The organism is Actinotalea solisilvae (assembly GCF_016464425.1).
Lineage (GTDB): Bacteria > Actinomycetota > Actinomycetes > Actinomycetales > Cellulomonadaceae > Actinotalea > Actinotalea solisilvae.
On the sequence record NZ_JADDKQ010000013.1, the window covers coordinates 77582 to 93547 of the forward strand.

General features: G+C 75.0%; 14 protein-coding genes. 2 read left to right on the top strand and 12 right to left on the bottom strand.

The features are described 5' to 3' along the window. Nucleotides 1-15: 15 nt before the first annotated feature. The 3 genes from JIG38_RS12170 to JIG38_RS12180 form a co-directional block, all read right to left on the bottom strand. Nucleotides 16-1110, bottom strand: a complete 1095-nt coding sequence (locus tag JIG38_RS12170) for an Rv2578c family radical SAM protein (protein ID WP_199424084.1) — start codon at nt 1108-1110, stop codon at nt 16-18. A 45-nt stretch (nt 1111-1155) separates the two neighbouring features. Further along, nucleotides 1156-2547, bottom strand: coding sequence for a histidine--tRNA ligase (gene hisS, locus JIG38_RS12175; RefSeq protein WP_199424085.1), 1392 nt, complete (start codon nt 2545-2547; stop codon nt 1156-1158). A gap of 79 nt (nt 2548-2626) precedes the next feature. After that, on the bottom strand, nt 2627-3313 hold the full coding sequence (locus JIG38_RS12180) for an MBL fold metallo-hydrolase (protein WP_199424086.1): 687 nt from the start codon (nt 3311-3313) through the stop codon (nt 2627-2629). A gap of 137 nt (nt 3314-3450) precedes the next feature. Here JIG38_RS12180 and JIG38_RS12185 point away from each other — a divergent pair, with 137 nt between their 5' ends. Together JIG38_RS12185 and JIG38_RS12190 are read left to right on the top strand one after the other, a co-directional pair. Continuing rightward, the gene (locus tag JIG38_RS12185) at nt 3451-4263 is read left to right on the top strand and encodes a peptidylprolyl isomerase (protein WP_307844867.1); all 813 of its coding nucleotides are present in this window, start codon (nt 3451-3453) and stop codon (nt 4261-4263) included. Further along, nucleotides 4260-6161 carry a DUF349 domain-containing protein gene (locus tag JIG38_RS12190; protein WP_307844869.1) on the top strand — a complete coding sequence of 634 codons (1902 nt, stop codon included), beginning with the start codon at nt 4260-4262 and terminating at the stop codon, nt 6159-6161. Before JIG38_RS12185 ends, JIG38_RS12190 begins: the two co-directional genes overlap by 4 nt. A gap of 36 nt (nt 6162-6197) precedes the next feature. Here the strand turns inward: JIG38_RS12190 and JIG38_RS12195 are convergent, their stop codons facing one another. The 9 genes from JIG38_RS12195 to JIG38_RS12235 form a co-directional block, all read right to left on the bottom strand. Then, on the bottom strand, nt 6198-8564 hold the full coding sequence (locus JIG38_RS12195; protein WP_199424087.1) for a RelA/SpoT family protein: 2367 nt from the start codon (nt 8562-8564) through the stop codon (nt 6198-6200). Between the two features lie 81 nt (nt 8565-8645). After that, entirely contained in the window at nt 8646-9191 is a 546-nt protein-coding gene (locus JIG38_RS12200) for an adenine phosphoribosyltransferase (RefSeq protein ID WP_199424088.1), read from the bottom strand. Further along, complete coding sequence (gene secF, locus JIG38_RS12205) at nt 9188-10300, bottom strand: protein translocase subunit SecF (RefSeq protein ID WP_199424089.1); 1113 nt, start codon at nt 10298-10300, stop codon at nt 9188-9190. The genes JIG38_RS12200 and secF overlap by 4 nt, the downstream gene beginning before the upstream one ends. Continuing rightward, nucleotides 10300-12087, bottom strand: coding sequence for a protein translocase subunit SecD (gene secD / locus JIG38_RS12210; protein ID WP_233404891.1), 1788 nt, complete (start codon nt 12085-12087; stop codon nt 10300-10302). Before secD ends, secF begins: the two co-directional genes overlap by 1 nt. Before the next feature lie 58 nt (nt 12088-12145). Next, nucleotides 12146-12592, bottom strand: a complete 447-nt coding sequence (gene yajC, locus JIG38_RS12215; protein ID WP_199424090.1) for a preprotein translocase subunit YajC — start codon at nt 12590-12592, stop codon at nt 12146-12148. Nucleotides 12593-12707: 115 nt separating this feature from the next. Then, a complete protein-coding gene (gene ruvB / locus JIG38_RS12220; protein ID WP_307844870.1) occupies nt 12708-13748 on the bottom strand; it encodes a Holliday junction branch migration DNA helicase RuvB in 1041 nt (346 codons plus the stop codon). Then, nucleotides 13741-14355, bottom strand: a complete 615-nt coding sequence (gene ruvA, locus JIG38_RS12225) for a Holliday junction branch migration protein RuvA (protein WP_199424092.1) — start codon at nt 14353-14355, stop codon at nt 13741-13743. Before ruvA ends, ruvB begins: the two co-directional genes overlap by 8 nt. 175 nt (nt 14356-14530) lie before the next feature. Next, complete coding sequence (gene ruvC, locus JIG38_RS12230) at nt 14531-15142, bottom strand: crossover junction endodeoxyribonuclease RuvC (RefSeq protein ID WP_199424093.1); 612 nt, start codon at nt 15140-15142, stop codon at nt 14531-14533. Between the two features lie 55 nt (nt 15143-15197). Then, nucleotides 15198-15956 (bottom strand): YebC/PmpR family DNA-binding transcriptional regulator, encoded by a 759-nt coding sequence (locus JIG38_RS12235; RefSeq protein WP_199424094.1) that lies wholly within the window; start codon nt 15954-15956, stop codon nt 15198-15200. Nucleotides 15957-15966: the final 10 nt, after the last annotated feature.

Here is a 15966-nt window from a genome sequence, read left to right on the forward strand (position 1 = left end):
GGCACCGGCCGGCCGTCAGAACAGCACGGGCTGGCTCCCGAGATCCGCCGCGGCGGGCGGCGCCGCGCCGCCCCAGTCCCACCGCGCGATGCTCCCGCGCGGGAACGAGCCCTCGTCGGCCCGGACGGCCCCGTCGGGCTGCCGCGACGCCTCGCTCCCGAACCCGTGGGCGGCGAGGAGCGGCCGGAGCCGCGCGTGCAGCCAGTCGCGGTACTCGGTCGGCACGTACGCCCCGCTGCCGTACAGCCGCCGGTAGCGACCCACGAGGTCGGGGCGCTCGGAGGCGAGCCACCGCAGGAACCACGGCTTGACCGAGCCGCGCAGGTGCAGCGGCAGCGCCGTCACACCCGTCGCGCCGGCGGCGGCGAGCTCGCCGAGGAGCGCATCGAGGTGCTCGACGGAGTCGGTGAGCCACGGCATCACGGGCGCGACGAGCACCCCGCACGGCAGGCCGGCCTCCCGCAGCGCCCGGACGAGGTCGAGCCGAGCACGGGCCGTCGGGGTGCCCGGCTCGACCGACTGCTGGAGGTCGTGGTCGAGCACCGCGAGCGAGATCGCCAGCCCGACGGGGACGCGCTGCGACGCCTCGACCAGCGCGGGGACGTCGCGGCGCAGGAGCGTCCCCTTGGTGAGCACCGAGAACGGCGTGCCGGACGACGCGAGCGCGTCGATGATCCCGGGCATGAGCCGGTAGCGGCCCTCCGCGCGCTGGTACGGGTCGGTGTTGGTCCCGAGCGCCACGTGCTCGCGCCGCCACGAGGGGCGCGCGAGCTCGACGCGCAGGACCTCCACCACGTTCGTCTTGACGACGATCTGCGTCTCGAAGTCCCGGCCGGCGTCGAGCTCGAGGTACTCGTGCGTCGGCCGGGCGAAGCAGTAGGAGCACGCATGGAGGCAGCCCCGCATGGGGTTGACCGTCCACCGGAACGGCATCGCCGACGCCGCCGGCACCTTGTTGAGGGCGCTCTTCGCGGCGACCTCGTGGAACGTGACGCCCGCGAAGTCGGGCGTCCGCACGCTGCGCACGAGGCCCGCGAGCGCGAGGTCGGGGCGCGTGAGCTCCGGGAGCGCGCCGTCGTCGGCTTCGAGCCGCTGACCGTCCCACCGCATGCACCCAGTCGAACACGTGTTCGACGACGGGTCAACCTCCGGGCGTCACTCCCCCGGCACGACCCGCGGCAGGAGGTCCTCGGCGGGCGGCGCCCACGACGACGGGTCGGCGTCGACCTGGTCGCCGCTGCGGATGTCCTTGACCTGGTCGCGGGTCGGCGGCTCGGCGGCCGGGTCCCCGGGGAACCAGACGAACGGGATGCCGCGGCGGTCGGCGTGCCGGATCTGCTTGCCGAACTTCGCCGCGGCCGGCGCCACCTCGACGGGGATGCCCCGCGCGCGCAGGGCCAGAGCGACGGCGTCGCTCGCCCCGCGGGTCTCGTCGGACGTGACCGCCACGAGCACGGCGCTGGGCACCGCGCGCGTCGCGCGCACGAGCCCCGCGGACAGCAGACGCGAGACGAGGCGCGAGACGCCGACCGACAGACCCACGCCCGGGTAGGTCGTCGTGCCGTCCGACGCGAGCGCGTCGTACCGCCCGCCCGAGCAGATCGAGCCCAGGTCCTCGTGCCCGACGAGGACCGTCTCGTAGACGGAGCCCGTGTAGTAGTCGAGGCCGCGGGCGATCTTGAGGTCGGCGACGATGACGCCGCGCGCGCGGGCGGCGGCCGAGCGCATGAGGGCCGCGAGCTCCCCGAGCCCCTGGTCGAGCAGGGGCGAGGTGACGCCGTGGCGCGCCGCGAGGTCGCGGACGACGTCGGCCACCGCCTCGTCCTCGCCGCGCACCGACGCGAGCTCCAGGAGCGCCCGTGCCTGCTCCTCGGTCGCGCCGGCCTGCTCGCGGAGCATCGCGGCGACGGCGTCGGGCCCGGCCTTGTCGAGCTTGTCGAGCGCCCGCAGCACCGCCTCGACGGCGTCGACGCCCAGGCCCTGCGCGAAGCCCTCCATGACGCGCCGGTTGTTGACGAGGATCCGCACGGGCGGCACGCCGACCTCGCGCAGCGCGGCGAACGCCTCGGCGATGACGAGCGGCAGCTCGACCTCGAGGTGGTAGGGCAGCTCGCCCTGGCCCACGACGTCGATGTCCGCCTGGGCGAACTCGCGGAAGCGACCCTCCTGGGGCCGCTCGCCGCGCCACACCTTCTGGATCTGGTACCGCCGGAACGGGAACGCGAGCTTGCCGGCGTTCTCGAGCACGTACCGCGCGAACGGCACCGTGAGGTCGAAGTGCAGGCCCAGCCCGCCGCCCTCGGTCTCGCGGTGGCCGCGGCCCGCCCTCTCCTCCTCGGTCTCCTGTAGCCGGTGCAGCGTGTAGACCTCCTTGGAGGTCTCGCCCTTCCGGAGCAGCTGGTCGAGCGGCTCGACCGCACGCGTCTCGATGCCCGCGAAGCCGTGGAGCTCGAACGTGCGGCGCAGCACGTCGAGCACGTGCTGCTCGACGAGGCGCTCGGCGGGGAGCCACTCGGGGAAGCCGGACAGGGGGGTGGGGCGGGCCATGGTGCCCGATCCTAGGTCGCCCGACGCCGCCCGACGTGCGCGTCCGGCGCAGGTCCGGCCCGCGTGCGGGGACGGCCGCTCAGCGCGCGGCGCGCAGGAAGGGGTTGGTCGCGAGCTCGGCGGCCACGGTCGACGTCGGGCCGTGGCCGGGCAGCACGCGCGTCGCGGGGTCCAGCCGCGCGAGGCGCGCCAGGGTCCGCGCCATCGCGGCGTCGTCCCCGCCCGGCAGGTCGGTCCGGCCGATGCTGCCCGCGAAGAGCACGTCGCCCGTGAGCGCGGCCGGGCCGCCGTCGTCGTCGCGCACGAGGTAGACGGTCGAGCCCTGCGTGTGACCCGGGCTGTGCAGGGCCCCGACGACGACGCCGCCCGGCCCGCCCAGCTCGAGCGCCGTCACCTCGCCCGTGGGCGGGTCGAACGTGCGCGTGTCCTCGGGCGCCGGCGGGGGCGTCCCGCCCGTCAGCGCGACGAGCTGCTGCCCGAGCGGGCCGAGGCTGCCGACCGGGTCGGCGAGGCGGTAGCCGTCGGCGCTGTGGACGTGGACGGGCACACCGAGCTGCGCGCACAGGGCGGCCGCGTCCCAGGTGTGGTCGACGTGGCCGTGCGTGAGCAGGACGGCGACCGCGGTCCACGACTCGCGCGCGAGCAGGGCCACGACCTCGTCGGCCACCCCCGCGCCCGGGTCCACCACGACGCACCGGCCGGCGTCGTCCGCGACGACGTGGCACAGGGCCCCGAGCAGGGGGGCGACGAGGGTCCGGATCCGCACCGGGTCAGCCTAGCCACGGCGCGCTCGGCCGCCCGGCCGCGCGCCTCGGCCCGTCCCGTGCGGTCGGGACCGCACGACTTGCCTAGACTGTGCGGGGCCCGGGATGCGTCACGCGCGCGGGCGGCCAGAGCGGGCCCGTGCCCGCGCCGATCGAGACGGGAGTGCGGGTGTCGTCGAGCAAGCGTGAGCGGGAGTATGCCCGCCGTCGTCACGAGAAGTGGCTCGCCCGGCAGGCCCAGCTCCAGGCCCAGCGCCGACGCCGCCGCGTCGTGGTCGGGTCCGTCCTCGGCGCGCTCGCGCTGGTTGGGGCCGTCGTGGTCGTGGTCCAGCAGACGAGCGACGACGCGCCGGCGTCCGCGGCCACCGCGAGCCCGTCGGCCGCCACGACGGAGCCCGCCGCCTCGACGCCGCCGACGGCGCCCGCACCGGACCCGGCGATCGCCGAGAGCCGCACGTGGACGGGGACGCTCGCGACGACGGCCGGCGCGCTGGCGTTCGAGCTCGACGGCGCCGCGGCACCCCAGGCCGTCGCCTCGTTCGTCACGCTCGCCCGCGAGGGCTTCTTCGACGGCACCACGTGCCACCGCCTGACCACCACGGAGCAGGACGGCCTCGCGGTCCTCCAGTGCGGGGACCCGACGGGGACCGGCACGGGCGGGCCGGACTGGCGGTTCGGCCCGATCGAGAACGCCCCGGCCGACGACGTGTACCCGGCCGGTACCGTGGCCATGGCACGACAGGGCGGGGACGCGTCGAGCATGGGGAGCCAGTTCTTCCTCGTGTACGAGGACTCGACCATCCCCGCCGACCAGGCGGGCGGGTACACCGTGCTCGGCCGCATCACCGAAGGGTTGGACGTGCTGCAGTCCGTCGCCGACGCCGGCATCGCCGAGGGGACCGCGCAGACGCCGGCCACCGAGGTCACCATCGAGGGAGTTGAGGTCCAGTGACCGAGCAGGAGCGCACGGACGACACCACGGAGAGCACCCCGGTGTCCGACGCCGCCCAGGTCCCGGCGGACGTCGCTGCCGAGCAGGTGGTGGTCGAGACGTCCGCCGAGGAGCAGGCGGACGAGGCCGAGCAGGCCGAGCCCGCGGCGGACGAGCCGGTCGAGCAGACCGAGGCCCCCGCGGCCGACGAGCCCGCCGAGCAGACCGAGGCCCCCGCGGCCGACGAGCCCGCCGAGCAGACCGAGGCCCCCACGGCCGACGAGCCCGCCGAGCAGACCGAGGCCCCGGCGACGGACGAGCAGGCCGAGCGGACCGAGCCCACGGAGCCCGCACCGGACGCTCCGGTCGAGGACGCACCGGAGCAGGACGCGCCGGCCGAGGCCCCGGCGTCCGCAGAGGCCACGCCGTCCGAGGAGCCCACGCCGAGCGCGGACGACGAGCCCGCGCCCGAGGCGGCCTCCGCCGAGGCGCCCGGCGCGACGACGGCTGAGGCGCCCTCGGCGTCGCCGACCGGCGCGGCGCCGCGCCCGACCCCGCGCCCCACGCCCCGCCCGCCGACACCGGCCGCCGTCCGCCCCGCGGCGCCGGCCGCCGCCGCGGCACCCTTGCCGACGCCGCACCCGCCCGCGCTGACGCCCGCGGAGAGCGCCGAGGCGGCCCGTTGGGGCCGGGTCGACGACGACGGCACGGTGTGGGTCCGGGAGGCGACCGGCGAGCGCGCGGTCGGGCAGTACCCGGGCGCGGACACCGCCGACGCCCTCGCGTTCTACGTGCGCCGCTTCGCCGACCTGCACGCCAAGGTCCTGCTGCTCGAGACGCGCCTCGCGACGACCGACCTGCCGGTCAAGGAGATCGACTCCACGCTCGAGCACCTCACGGCCGAGCTCGCCGAGCCCGCGGCCGTCGGGGACCTCGACAGCCTCCGCTCGCGGCTCGACGCGCTCCGCGCGGTCGCCGACGAGCGGCGTGCCGAGGCCGACGCCCAGCGCGCAGCCGCCAAGCAGGCCGCGATCGAGGCCCGGACGGCGATCGTCGAGGCCGCCGAGAAGATCGCCGGCACCGAGCCCGACCGCATCCAGTGGCGGCCCGCCGGCGAGCAGCTGCGCACGCTGCTCGACCAGTGGAAGGACGCGCAGCGTCACGGGCCGCGGATCGACCGCACCACCGAGGACGCGCTCTGGAAGCGGTTCAGCCACGCCCGCTCGACGTTCGACCGGGAGCGTCGCCGGTTCTTCGCCGAGCTCGAGAAGCACAACACCTCGGCGAAGGCCGAGAAGACGGCCCTCGTCGCCGAGGCCGAGCGGCTCGCTACGAGCACCGAGTGGGGCCCGACGTCGGCCGCGTACCGCGACCTCATGGCGCGCTGGAAGGCCGCGGGACGCGCGAGCCGCAAGGACGACGACGCCCTCTGGGCCCGCTTCCGGGCCGCGCAGGACCAGTTCTTCGCCGCGCGCGACGCGAGCCAGAAGCAGACGGACGAGGAGTTCGGCGCCAACCTGCAGGTCAAGCTCGCCCTGCTCGAGGAGGCCGAGCGCCTGGTGCCCGTGAGGGACCTCGCGGCGGCCCGAGCCTCGCTCCGCGAGATCCAGGAGCGGTGGGAGAAGGCGGGCAAGGTGCCCCGCAACGACGTCCAGCGCGTCGAGGGGCGCCTGCGTGCGGTCGAGCAGGCCGTGCGCGACGCCGAGCAGGCGCAGTGGCAGCGCAGCAACCCCGAGACCCGCGCACGGGCCGAGGGCGCGCTCGCCCAGCTCACCGCCGCGATCGCCGGGCTCGAGGCGGACCTCGAGAAGGCCCGGGCCGCGGGCGACCAGCGGAAGATCGCCGACGCCCAGGCCGCGCTCGACGCGCGCCGGGCCTGGCTCGAGCAGGTCGAGCGGGCGGCCGCCGAGTCCCGCTGACGGACCCGGCGAGGGCTGGGCGCTCCCTGCGGGCGCTCAGCCCTGGCGCGTGGGCAGCTCGGTCGCGCGCGAGCCGGTGAGGCGGTAGACGTCGAAGACGCCGTCGACCTTGCGCACCGCCGAGAGCACCGAGCTGAGGTGGGCGGGCTCGGCCATCTCGAACACGAACCGGGAGAGCGCGACGCGGTCGCGCGACGTGGAGACCGTCGCCGACAGGATGTTGACGTGGTGGTCCGACAGGACGCGCGTGACGTCCGACAGCAGACGTGACCGGTCGAGGGCCTCGACCTGGATCTGGACGAGGAACAGCGTCCCGGTGCCGGTGTCCCACTCCACCTCGACGATGCGCTCCGGCTGCTCGAGCAGGCCCTCGACGTTGATGCAGTCGGTCCGGTGGACGCTCACGCCCGCGCCCCGCGTGACGAAGCCCATGATCTCGTCGCCCGGCACCGGGGTGCAGCACTTGGCGAGCTTGACCCAGATGTCGCTCACGCCCTTGACGACGACGCCCGCGTCGCCGCCGCGCGGCCGGCGCGCCTGGTTGCCCGGGCGCGTCGCCTCGGCGATGTCCTCCTCGGCACCCGACTCGCCGCCCATCGACTGGACGAGGCGGTGCACGACCGTCGCCGCCGACGCCTGCCCCTCGCCGATCGCGGCGTAGAGCGCCGACACGTCGGCGAAGCGCATCTCGTTGGCGAGCGTGACGAGCGCCTCGTGCGTGAGCAGGCGCTGGATCGGCAGGTTCTGCTTGCGCATCGCCTTGGCGATGGCGTCCTTGCCGTGCTCGATCGCCTCCTCGCGGCGCTCCTTGGAGAACCACTGGCGGATCTTGTTGCGCGCGCGCGGGCTCTTGACGAACGTCATCCAGTCCCGGCTGGGACCGGCCGTCTCCGACTTCGAGGTGAGCACGTCGACGACGTCGCCGTTCTCGAGGGTCGAGTCGAGCGGCACGAGGCGCCCGTTGACGCGCGCGCCCATCGTCCGGTGCCCCACCTCGGTGTGCACCGCGTACGCGAAGTCGACCGGGGTGGACCCCGCGGGCAGCGCCATGACGTCGCCCTTGGGCGTGAAGACGAAGACCTCGGCGCCGCGGATCTCGAAGCGGAGCGAGTCGAGGAACTCGCTCGGGTCCGCGGTCTCGCGCTGCCAGTCGACGAGCTGGCGCAGCCAGGCCATGTCGCTCGCGGCGTCGACCGCTCCCCCGCTCTGCTTCGCGATCTCCTTGTACTTCCAGTGCGCGGCGACGCCGTACTCCGCCCGGCGGTGCATCTCGTGCGTCCGGATCTGGATCTCGACGGGCTTGCCCCCGGGCCCGATCACCGTCGTGTGCAGCGACTGGTACATGTTGAACTTGGGCATCGCGATGTAGTCCTTGAACCGGCCCGGGACCGGGTTCCACCGCGCGTGCAGGGCGCCGAGCGCGGCGTAGCAGTCGCGGACCGAGTCCACGAGCACGCGCACACCCACGAGGTCGTAGATGTCGGCGAAGTCGCGACCCCGCACGATCATCTTCTGGTAGATCGAGTAGTAGTGCTTCGGCCGCCCCGTCACCGTCGACTTGATCTTGACGGCGCGCAGGTCCGCCATGACCTGCTCGCGGACCACCGAGAGGTACTCGTCGCGCGCCGGGGCGCGCTCGGCGACGAGGTGGACGATCTCCTCGTAGACCTTGGGGTAGAGGGTCGCGAACGACAGGTCCTCGAGCTCCCACTTGATCGTGTTCATGCCGAGCCGGTGCGCCAGCGGCGCGTAGATCTCGAGCGTCTCGCGCGCCTTGCGCTCGGCCGACGCGGCGGGGACGAAGCGCCACGTGCGCGCGTTGTGCAGGCGGTCGGCGAGCTTGATGACCAGGACGCGGATGTCCCGCGACATCGCCACGACCATCTTGCGCACGGTCTCGGCCTGGGCCGCGTCCCCGTAGACGACCTTGTCGAGCTTCGTGACCCCGTCGACGAGCATCGCGATCTCGGGGCCGTACTCGGCCCGCAGCGTGTCGAGCGAGTACTCCGTGTCCTCCACCGTGTCGTGCAGCAGCGCCGCCGCGAGGGTGGGTGGGGTCATGCCGAGGTCCGCGAGGATCGTCGCGACGGCGACGGGATGCGTGATGTAGGGGTCGCCGCTGCGGCGGACCTGGCCGCGGTGCGCCCTCTCGGCGGTCACGTAGGCGCGCTCGAGGACGCTGAGGTCCGCCTTCGGGTGGTTCGCGCGCACCGCCAGCATGAGCGGCTCGAGCGCCGGCGACCCCGACGGCGTCCGGCTGCCGAAGCGCACCAGGCGCGAACGGACCTTGGCGGCCGTGGCGCCCGGCTCCTGCGGCCGCGGTGCCTCGAGGGGAGCGTCCGTGGGCGGCGTCACCGTGCCCACCCGGGCGCGGGGCGGGACCGAGGTCGACTCGTCGGCCATCACGTCCTCCTCTCGCCCGGGATCGTCCGAGTCTAGTTCCGCGCGGCGGGCGTGCGCGCACGGCGAACCCGCACGGACCGCTCAGTAGGTCAGCAGCACCTCGACGTCGTGGTCCCCCAGACGGTCGCGGCCGTGCAGGAACGTCAGCTCCATGAGGAACGCGAGCCCGACGACCTCGGCACCGGCCTCCTCGAGGAGGCGCACCGTCGCGGCCGCCGTCCCGCCCGTCGCCAGCACGTCGTCGACCACGAGGACGCGCGAGCCGGCCGGGACGGTGTCAGGGTGTAGCTCGATGACGGCACTGCCGTACTCGAGGTCGTACGAGCCCGAGAGCGTGCGTCGCGGCAGCTTGCCCTCCTTGCGCACCGGGACGAAGCCCGCGCCCAGCGCCACGGCCACGGGCGCGCCGACGACGAACCCGCGCGCCTCCATGCCCGCCACGAGGTCGACGCCCGCCGGGGCGTGGTCGACCAGGTGCCGGACGACGGCGGCGAAGGTCGGGCCGTCCGCGAGCAGCGGCGTGATGTCCTTGAACGTCACACCAGGCGCAGGGTGGTCGGGGACGTCGACGACGAGGGCCGCCGCCCGCTCGGCGAGCGACGCCGACGCCGTGGTCGGCCCCGTCACGGCTTGCGGCCGGCGGGCCGGTTCGGCTTGCGCCGGCGCGGCTGGGCACTGGCGCCCAGGTGGGTGCCGGGCACCGGGGCGCCGACGTGCACGCGCGGCGCCGCCGGCGTCGGCGTGCCGGGCTCGGCGCCCGCCTCCTGACGGCTGCGCAGCACGCGCTCGGTGTGCTCGCGGACGGCGGGCTCGCGCTCGCGCAGCGAGACCAGCACGGGGGTCGCGATGAACACCGACGAGAGCGTGCCGACGGCCATGCCGATGAACAGCGCGAGCGCGATGTCCCGCAGCGTCCCCGCCCCGAGGAGGAAGGCGCCGATGAAGAGGATCGCCGCGACGGGCAGGAGGGCGACCACCGACGTGTTGATCGACCGGACGAGCGTCTGGTTGACCGCCAGGTTGGCGAGCTCGGCGTACGTGTACCGGCGCTGGTCGAGCGTCTTCTCGGTGTTCTCCCGGACCTTGTCGAACACCACGACGGTGTCGTACAGCGAGTACCCGAGGATCGTGAGGAAGCCGATGACCGTGGCCGGGCTGACCTCCCACCCGACGCCCGCGTAGAGCCCGACGGTGATGATCAGGTCGTGCGCGAGGGCGACGAGGGCGGCGGCCGCCATGCGCCACGCGCGGAAGTACACGGTCATGACGAGCGCGACGAGCACGAGGAAGATCACGAGGCCGCGCAGGGCCTTGCCCGTGACGTCCGCACCCCAGCTGGGTCCGACGAACGACGAGCTGACGTCGTTCGCCGGCACGCCGTAGGCCTCGGCGAGGGCGTCCGCCAGGCGGTCGGTCTCGTCGTCGGTCAGGTCGCCGGTCTGCACGCGCACCGACGAGCTGCCGACGGCGGAGACGCGCGGGACGTCGTCGGGAAGGAGCTCCTCGACCGCGTCGAGGGCGGGCTGCTGCGCCGTGTCGGACACGCCGGTCACCATGAACTCGGCGCCACCGCGGAAGTCGATGCTCGGGTTGAGCCCGCGCACCGCGAGCAGGAGCACCGAGACGAGCAGGACCGCGGCGGAGATCGCGTACCAGCGACGCCGGTGACCGACGATGTCGTACGAGCGGCGACCCGTGTAGAGGTCGTTGCCCCACTGGGACAGTCGCGAGGCCATCAGCCGTCCTTCCGCTCGGAGCCGGCGTCGTCGACCGGGGTGACGTCGTCCGTGGGTGGTGCCCCCTGGCCCGCCTGGCTCGCACGACGCTCCGCGGCGCGACGCTCGGCGATCGTCAGGCGGCGCTCGGGAGCGGCGACCCCGGCCGGGACCGGGGCGAGCTCGTCCGCGACCGCGGCGCCGGCGGGCCCCGCGTCCGCCGGGCGACCACCGGCCACGACGCGGCCACGACCGGCGTACCGGGCCCGCGCGCCCAGCGCGACCGGGTCGAGCCCGGACCACCGGTGGCCCCCGCCGAAGAAGCGGGTCCGGGCGAGCAGCACCATCACGGGGTGCGTGAAGAGGAGCACGACGACGAGGTCGACGAGCGTCGTCAGGCCGAGCGTGAACGCGAAGCCGCGCACGCCGCCGACGGCGAGGAAGTAGAGCACGACCGCGGCGAGGAAGTTCACCGCGTCGGAGATGAGGATCGTGCGGCGCGCGCGGCGCCACCCCTCCTCGACGGCCGCCGGCAGCGTGCGGCCGTCCCGCAGCTCGTCGCGGATGCGCTCGAAGTAGACGATGAACGAGTCCGCCGTGACGCCGATGGCGACGATGACGCCGGCCACGCCCGGGAGGCTGAGGCGATAGCCCTGCGTCCACGAGAGCACGGCGATGAGCGCGTACGTCAGCAGCGCCGCCACGGCGAGCGAGCCGATCGTCACGAGGCCGAGCGCGCGGTACTGGACGAGCGAGTAGACGCCGACGAGGAGCAGACCGATGAGGCCCGCGAGCAGGCCGCGCTGGAGCTGCTCGGAGCCGAGCGTCGCGGAGATCTGCTGCTCGCTCTGGACCTCGAACGTGAGCGGGAGCGCGCCGAAGTTGAGCTGGCGCGCGAGCGTCGCGGCCGACTCGCGCGTGAAGCTGCCCGAGATCTCGGCGTTGCCGTCCGCGATGACGGAGTTCACCGACGGCGCCGAGATGACGAGGCCGTCGAGGACCATCGCGAACTGGTTGCGCGGCGGCTCGAGCGAGAGCAGGCGGGTCGTGACGTCGCGGAAGGCCGCGGTGCCCTCGCCGTTGAACGAGATGTTGGTGACCCACTCGTTGGTCACCGCGCCGGTCTGCGTCGTGCGCAGGCCCGAGCTCGCGCTGTCGACGTCCTGCCCGCGCACCTCGACGGGGCCGAGCACGAACTTGGCGGTCCCGGCGGCGTCGCACGCGACGACCGGCTCCGCGGGGTCGCCCACCAGGGCCGCGCCGCCGCGCAGGTTCTCCGGGTCCGTGCAGTCGTAGGCCTCGAACTCGGCGAGCAGCTCGGGCGTGAGCCACGCGGGGTCGCTCGCGTCGGCGGGCTCGACGGGGTCGGTCGGCGTCTCGGGCGCGGGGGTGCGCTGCTCCTCGGGGACCGGCGTGGGTGCCGCCTGCACGATGACCGGGCGGAACAGCATCTGCGCCGACTCGCGGACGAGGTCGAGCGTCGCCGGGTCGGGCTCGCCCGGGATCGCGACGACGATGTTCGACCCGCCCTGGCTGGTGATCTCCGCCTCCGCGACGCCCGAGGCGTCGATGCGCTGGCGGATGATGTCGATCGCCTGCTGGATCGTCTCCTCCGTGACGGCCTCGCCGCTGTCCGCGGTGGGCCGGAGGATGACCTGCGTGCCGCCCTCGAGGTCGAGCGCGAGCTTCGGCATGAGCGAGGCGTCGGACCAGCGGCTGCCCGCGAGGAGCGCTCCGACGAGGGCGAGCACCAGCAGCCCGAGCGTCACCAGGGGGCGCGCGGGGCGGCTGCGGTTCGATGTGGCCAACGGTCCGTCTTCTCTCGGTCGTACCCGTCCGCGGCGGCGCCGCCCGGGGAGGGGGCGCTCAGGCGCGCGGGGTGCCCTCGTCGTCGCGACGCTCGGTCGTGCGCTCGCGCGGCTCGGTGAGGCTCGACGCGTCGTCGGGGACCTCCACCGACGGCTCGTCGGCGGCCGGCTCGTCGTCGAGCAGGGTGTCGTCGTCGAGGAGCTCGTCCTCGTCCTCGAGCTCGTCGTCCTCGTCGTCCTCGACGGCGACGGGCGGGTCGACCAGCTTGGCGATCGCCGGGCGGAGCCAGCGGCTCGTCACGCCCGGGGAGGTCTCGAGCGTGACGACGTCGTCCTCGACGTCGACGACGGTCGCGAACAGGCCGGACCCGGTCATGACCTCCTGGCCGGGGGTCAGGTTCGCCCGGAAGTTGGCGGCTTCCTTCTGCTGCTTGCGGGTGCGGCTCGTCATGAGCCACATGGCGCCGAAGGCCAGGGCAAGGATGATGAGGAAGCTGTAGTCCATGGTGTCGTTCTCACGTCCTGTTGGGTTGCGACCGCGCGCAGTCTAGGTGACCGGCGCTCCCCCGCCCTAACGCGCACGCCGGGTCACCGGTTCCCGCGACGGGGCACCCGTGCCGTCAGCCGAAGAGCGTGTCGGCCCCGCCCGTGGGCGGCCGCAGCCCGAGGTGCGCCCAGGCGCGTGGCGTCGCCACGCGTCCGCGCGGCGTGCGGCCCATGAGGCCCTCGCGCACGAGGTAGGGCTCGGCCACGGTCTCGACCGTCTCGGGCTCCTCGCCCACCGCGACCGCCAGGGTCGTCAGCCCGACGGGGCCGCCGCCGAACCGCTCGCACAGCGCGAGCAGGACGCTGCGGTCGAGCCGGTCCAGGCCGATCTCGTCGACCTCGTACACGGCCAGGGCGGCCCGGGCCGCGGCGAGGTCGAGCGTCCCGTCGCCGCGCACCTGCGCCCAGTCGCGCACCCGGCGCAGGAGGCGGTTCGCGATGCGGGGCGTCCCCCGGGACCGACGCGCGATCTCGGCGCCGGCGTCGGCGTGCAGCTCGACGCCGAGCAGGCCGGCCGAGCGGCCGAGCACCTGCTGGAGCTCGGCGTCGTCGTAGAAGTCGAGGTGGCCCGTGAAGCCGAAGCGGTCGCGCAGCGGCGCGGGCAGGAGCCCGGCACGCGTCGTCGCGCCCACGACCGTGAACGGCGGGAGCGCGAGGCCGATGGCGTTGGCGCCGGCGCCCTTGCCCACGACGACGTCGACCCGGAAGTCCTCCATCGCGACGTAGAGGAGCTCCTCCGCCGGGCGCGCGAGCCGGTGGATCTCGTCGAGGAAGAGGACCTCGCCCTCCTCGAGCGAGGACAGCACGGCCGCGAGGTCCCCCGCGTGCTGGATCGCGGGGCCCGACGTCACCCGCACCGACGTCCCCAGCTCGGCGGCGATGATCATGGCGAGCGTCGTCTTGCCGAGCCCCGGCGGCCCGGACAGGAGCACGTGGTCGGGCGCCCTCCCCCGGCCGAGCGCGGCGTGCAGGACGAGCTCGAGCTGGTCGCGCACGACCCGCTGGCCGACGAACTCCGCGAGCCGGCGCGGGCGCAGCGCAGCCTCGGCCGCGCGCTCGAGGTCCTCGGCCCCGGGCGCGACCACGCGCTCGGTGACGATCTCGTCCTCAGCCACGACCGCCGCCCAGCACGCGCAGCGCGCCCCGCAGCACCGCGGCGACGTCCGCGGCCTCGACGGCGCCGGCATCCGCCGGCACCACCGTGGCGACGGCGTCCTCGGCGGCGCGCGCCGTCCACCCGAGCCCGACGAGCGCCTCGACGACCTCGCCACGACGGTCCGCGGCGGGCGCGGGAGCCCCGCCCGCCGTGACCACCGACACCGCCGGACCGAGCCGGTCGGCCAGCTCGAGCACGATCCGCTGCGCACCCTTGCGGCCGATGCCGGGCACGCGCTGGAGCGCTGCGAGGTCCTCGCCGGCGACGGCGCGCCGCAGGCCGTCGGGCGTGTGCACCGCGAGCATCGCGAGCGCGAGCCGCGGCCCGACCCCGCTCACGGTCTGGACGGCCTCGAAGGTGTCGCGCTCGTCCGCGTCGGCGAACCCGTAGAGCGTGAGCGAGTCCTCGCGCACCACGAGCGACGTCGCGAGCTCGGCCTGCTCCCCCACCCGGAGGGCGGCGAGCGTCGCCGGCGTCGCGTAGGCGAGCAGGCCCACCCCGCCCATCTCGACGACGACGGCGTCCAGCCGCAGGCCCACGACGCGTCCACGCAGCGAGGCGATCACCCTCGGTCCTCCCGTCCCGCGGCCGCCGCGCCCCTCGCGCGGGCGGCGCGGGGAGTCGTCACGGCGGACCGAACATCTGTACGAGCGCCCACGCTAACAACCCGCACCGACGCCGGTGGGTCCCGACGCGCCGGGACCCGCCCCGTCGAGGGCGGGCCGCTCGTCGGCGCGGCCCTCAGCGCGCGCGGCGCGCGGCGGCCTCGGCGCGCGCCCAGGCCTGCTGCGCGGGCGTGGCCGCCGTGCGACCCGCCGCCCCCGACGCGGCCGGGGCGGTCGCGGGTCGCTCCGTCGACGGCGCCCGGACGACGGCGAGGCTCGTGGGCCGCCACAGGTGGCAGATGCCGAGCGCCAGCGCGTCCGCGGCGTCGGCGGGCGTCGGGAGCTCGGCGAGCCCGAGGATGCGCGCGACCATCTGCTGCACCTGGGCCTTGGGGGCCCGGCCGTTGCCCGTCACCGACGCCTTGACCTCGCTCGGGGTGTGCAGCGCGACCGGGATCCCCCGCCGCGCGGCCGCGGCCATGACGACGCCCGAGACCTGCGCGGTGCCCATGACGGTGCGCACGTTGTGCTGGGCGAACACGCGCTCGACGGCGACCGCGTCGGGCGCGTGCTCGTCCAGCCACGTCTCGACCTGGGCGCCGATGACCGCGAGGCGCGACGCGACGTCGTCGTCGACGGGCGAGCGCGCGACGCCCACCCGGACGAGCGCGACGCGGCGGCCCGGGCGCGAGTCCACGACCCCGAGCCCGCAGCGGGTCAGGCCCGGGTCCACTCCCAGCACGCGCACGGCGGCAGTCTCGCAGGCGCCGGCGACGTCGCCGCGGCGCCCCGCCGAGGAGGGGTCAGTCCTCCTCGAGCTCCGCCATGACCTCGTCGGAGGCGTCGAAGTTCGCGAAGACCTCCTGGACGTCGTCGCTGTCCTCGAGCGCGTCGATGAGGCGCAGGATCTTGCGGGCGCCCTCGGCGTCGACCTCGACCTGCGTCGCGGGCACGAACTGCGCCTCGGCCGAGTCGTAGTCGATGCCCGCCTCCTGGAGCGCGGTGCGCACGGCGACGACGTCGGACGCCTCGCTCTGGACCTCGAACGCGTCCCCGAGGTCGTTGACCTCCTCCGCGCCCGCGTCGAGCACGGCGGCGAGGACGTCGTCCTCGGTGAGGCCGTCGGCCTTGGGCACGACGACGACGCCGCGCCGCGAGAAGAGGTAGGACACCGAGCCCGGGTCCGCCATCGTCCCGCCGTTGCGCGTGAAGGCCACGCGCACGTCCGCCGCGGCCCGGTTGCGGTTGTCGGTGAGGCACTCGACGAGGACCGCGACGCCGCCGGGCCCGTAGCCCTCGTACATCACGGTCTGGTAGTCGGCGCCGCCGGCCTCCTGGCCGGAGCCGCGCTTGAGCGCGCGGTCGATGTTGTCGTTCGGCACGGACGACTTCTTGGCCTTCTGGATGGCGTCGAAGAGCGTCGGGTTGCCCGCGGGGTCACCGCCGCCCACGCGGGCGGCCACCTCGATGTTCTTGATGAGCTTCGCGAAGAGCTTGCCGCGCTTGGCGTCGACGACGGCCTTCTTGTGCTTGGTGGTGGCCCACTTGGAGTGACCGGACATCGCTTCGACG

Bases quoted from the DNA above. Each gene is read 5' to 3' on its own strand.
- JIG38_RS12235 (WP_199424094.1), bottom strand. From the start codon at position 15,956: ATGTCCGGTCACTCCAAGTGGGCCACCACCAAGCACAAGAAGGCCGTC.
- yajC (WP_199424090.1), bottom strand. From the start codon at position 12,592: ATGGACTACAGCTTCCTCATCATCCTTGCCCTGGCCTTCGGCGCCATG.
- secF (WP_199424089.1), bottom strand. From the start codon at position 10,300: ATGGCCTCGCGACTGTCCCAGTGGGGCAACGACCTCTACACGGGTCGC.
- JIG38_RS12195 (WP_199424087.1), bottom strand. From the start codon at position 8,564: ATGGCCGACGAGTCGACCTCGGTCCCGCCCCGCGCCCGGGTGGGCACG.
- JIG38_RS12170 (WP_199424084.1), bottom strand. From the start codon at position 1,110: ATGCGGTGGGACGGTCAGCGGCTCGAAGCCGACGACGGCGCGCTCCCG.
- hisS (WP_199424085.1), bottom strand. From the start codon at position 2,547: ATGGCCCGCCCCACCCCCCTGTCCGGCTTCCCCGAGTGGCTCCCCGCC.